Origin of the sequence: Emticicia sp., from assembly GCF_049241225.1 — a bacterium.
In the GTDB taxonomy this organism is placed as follows: Bacteria; Bacteroidota; Bacteroidia; order Cytophagales; family Spirosomataceae; genus Emticicia.
In genome coordinates this window covers 1-3,316 of sequence record NZ_JBMLRC010000157.1, presented here as the reverse complement: position 1 = coordinate 3,316, position 3,316 = coordinate 1, and the positions used below count along the sequence as shown (strand labels likewise).

Sequence of the window (3,316 nt, the reverse complement as noted above, 5' to 3'; positions counted from 1 at the left end):
TATAGTTGGACTTTCACTGCAAATGTGGCTCAGACTCGTATTGTGCTAAATTTGGGAAAAGATGTAGGCATATATTACATTGATGATGTCGAGATAAACCCCGCAATCATTAGTTTGTTGGCGAATGGGAGTTTTGAGAATGGTACGGGCGATGATTTTACGAATTGGGGAAAATGGAATGGAGCTACCAAAATAACTGCTACTACCGTAAGTACTGAAGTGCAAGAAGCAGCAAGAGCGGTGAAAGTGGTCAATCCAACCGCTGGTAATCCTTGGGAAACTCAATTAGTAAGCGACCCAATGACCCTTACGGTTGGGCAGAACTACACAGCTTCTGTATTTGTAAAATCAGTAACTGGAGGCGAGACAATTCGTTTTTCTACCAATGCTACTGCTGGAGCATTATATGGTCCTAATTTTACAACTACCACTGGTTGGACTCAAATGACCTGGTCTTTCACTGCCAATGATGCCAGTACACGCTTGGTATTAGATATGGGTACGAGTGCGGGAACATTCTTCATAGATAATGCTTTAGTCGTTTTGGCCGATGCTTGTGCGGTTAAATACCAAGTTCCTGTCAACCAAACGCCTATTGCTCAAGGTAAAAGTAAGTTTTTGGGAATGATTTACAGTACACCGCAAAGACCTAATCTCAATCGGTATTTCAATCAAGTAACGCCCGAAAACTCTGGTAAATGGGCAAGTATTGAAGGCACAGAAGGTGTATATAATTTCACAGAAGTTGACCAAGCTCGTGAATACGCAAAAGTTAATAATTTCCCGTTCCGTTTCCACGTGTTGGTTTGGGGAAGCCAGCAGCCTGCTTGGTTGAAGCCAATGACCGATGCACAAAAAGTTACGAAAATAAAGGCGTGGTTTCAGGCTGTGGCCAATCATTTTGATGGAAGTAGTGATGCCAGAGCGAAACTGGAATATATCGAAGTTGCTAACGAAATCTTGAATGACCCACCTAATAACCTCAATAATGCTACACAACAGTATCCGTTTCGACCAGATAATAGAAACGATGCAGGAAGTGGAGACTACGTAAATGCTCTAAAAAGTTTGAACGTAGAATTGGGTACAACGGCAGGAAAGTTTGACTGGGTTGTGAATGCCTTCAAATTGGCTCGTCAGTATTTTCCTTGCGAAACAAAACTTGTTTTGAACGAATATGGTATCGAAAGTGATGGCTCTATGAATGCCGAATACAAAGAGCTTGTCGAACTGCTAAAACAAGATAATTTGATTGATGTGATAGGTATGCAGACGCACTCTTTCAGTACACAAATTTACGGAGCTTATACACCAACAAGCATCGCAAATTCTAACGCAAGCCTAACCAATAATCTGAACAATTTGGCCTCGACAAATATACCAATAATGGTAACAGAGCTTGATATTGATGGCGATGTTAGTCTTGATGCAAATGGTAATCGAGTAACAACGGGTACACAAACCGCAAAGGATAATTTTCAGAAAAGCGAATATGAGCGAATCTTTTCGATATACTGGAATCATCCGTCGGTGGTTGGAATTACGCTTTGGGGATACCTGACAGGGCATTGGCGTTCTGACCAAATGGCTTATTTAGTTGACCCATGCTCAGGAAATGAGCGTCCTGCACTAAGAGATTTCTTGAACAATACACTCAATAATACCCCAACAAGTATCAGAGCATCAAATCCTTTATTATCCGTAACCCGAGCACCTGGCCAGTGTGGCTCTACCTCAATCAGTCCTGCAAAGCCAATTATTTGTCCAAATAGCACACTAACACTTACAGCAAGTGGCTGTACGGGTACAGTAACGTGGTCAGGTGGGGCCACTGGTACAGGTAGCACGATTTCGGTTTCTCCAACGACTAATACAATTTACACCGCAACTTGTTCGGCTGGCGGGAATGCTGCCATTGAAGTACGTATAGCTACCAGTTCGGTAGTTGTGGCAAATGATTTGAGTACGGGTACTCAGCAAGTGAAAGCAGTGCAAAGTATTCAGTCGGCAAAGAAAATTGGAGATTTAGCCTATCAAACTCAGCCAAATGTGGGCTATGTAGCAGGAAATTCGATTAATTTATTACCTGGGTTCCAAGTAACCTCTGGTAGTGTTTTCAAAGCAGAAATTATAGGTTGTAATTAATATTCTCAATCTCAATAGGCATCTTTTTGTCTATTGAGATTTACTTTCAACGATAAAAATATGCAAGAAAATTCACAAATTCAGCATGGAAAACTCATTAGTATTGGGAGTTTTCAGAAAATTGACCCCGAGGAAATTGTGTTATTTGTGGCAGATATCAATTATACAGTAGTATATCTGAACTCAGGGCGTCAACTATTGGTTTCGACGCATCTTAAAGAAATTCAGAATCGTTTTAAATCAGAAACCTTTTACCGTACGCATAAGTCATTTTTCATTAATCTGAAATATATCAAAGAATTAAAACTCGAAAATTCAAAACTTAAAATGCAGAATGACATCGATGTGACAATTTCACGAAGAAAGAAAGATGGACTGATTCGTGTAATTAAAAATTAAAAGCCTAACGGTAGCCAATTAGTTGGCTACCGTTTTTTATTAAAAAATTGGAAAAGATTAATGAGGCAAATACGAAGTGCTGAGGCAAGAAAATGGTCTAAAATAATCGACAATTCTATATTATGTAAGATATTGAGAATGAGTATTTTACAATACGGTGGACTATCGACAATACCTGTGGACTACTGTAAGTTAAAATTACAAAATAATTTCTTTTTTTATTACAATTAATTTGGCTTAAGTTTATTATGTAATTATATTTGTGTTAGTTTGACACATTATATTTGTGTGTACAATTAACTAATAAGAATATAAGTATTTCAATATAGTATAATACTTAGCCCTAGTAGATGAAAAAGATATTATTATTACTGTTTATTGCTGGGTTTAATCAGCTATCAGTTGCCCAAACTCCCCTCAAACTTTGGTATAAACAACCAGCTGGTAATACGTGGGAAAATGCTTTACCAATAGGCAATGGCCGATTAGGTGCGATGATTTATGGAAATGTAGAAAAAGAGATAATTCAACTTAACGAACATACGGTTTGGAGTGGAAGTCCCAACCGAAATGATAATCCACAAGCACTCGAAAAACTGGCCGAAATCAGAAAGTTAATTTTTGAAGGAAACCACAAAGAAGCCGAAAAATTGGCCAATCAAGCCATTATCACCAAAACTTCACACGGACAAAAATTTGAACCCGTCGGGAATCTCAACTTAATTTTCGATGGCCATGAAAACTTTACAAATTATTACCGAGAATTAGACAT

3 protein-coding genes are annotated in these 3,316 nt (G+C 38.5%); all 3 read left to right on the top strand.

Annotated elements, in window-relative coordinates; all coding sequences use genetic code 11:
- Nucleotides 1-2,145: endo-1,4-beta-xylanase (locus ACOVO2_RS09190; protein ID WP_421769676.1), on the top strand; the 2,145-nt coding region annotated here is incomplete at its 5' end.
- Between the two features lie 60 nt (nucleotides 2,146-2,205).
- Nucleotides 2,206-2,544 (top strand): LytR/AlgR family response regulator transcription factor, encoded by a 339-nt coding sequence (locus ACOVO2_RS09185; protein ID WP_421769675.1) that lies wholly within the window; start codon nucleotides 2,206-2,208, stop codon nucleotides 2,542-2,544.
- Nucleotides 2,545-2,894: 350 nt separating this feature from the next.
- Nucleotides 2,895-3,316: glycoside hydrolase family 95 protein (locus tag ACOVO2_RS09180; protein ID WP_421769674.1), on the top strand; the 422-nt coding region annotated here is incomplete at its 3' end.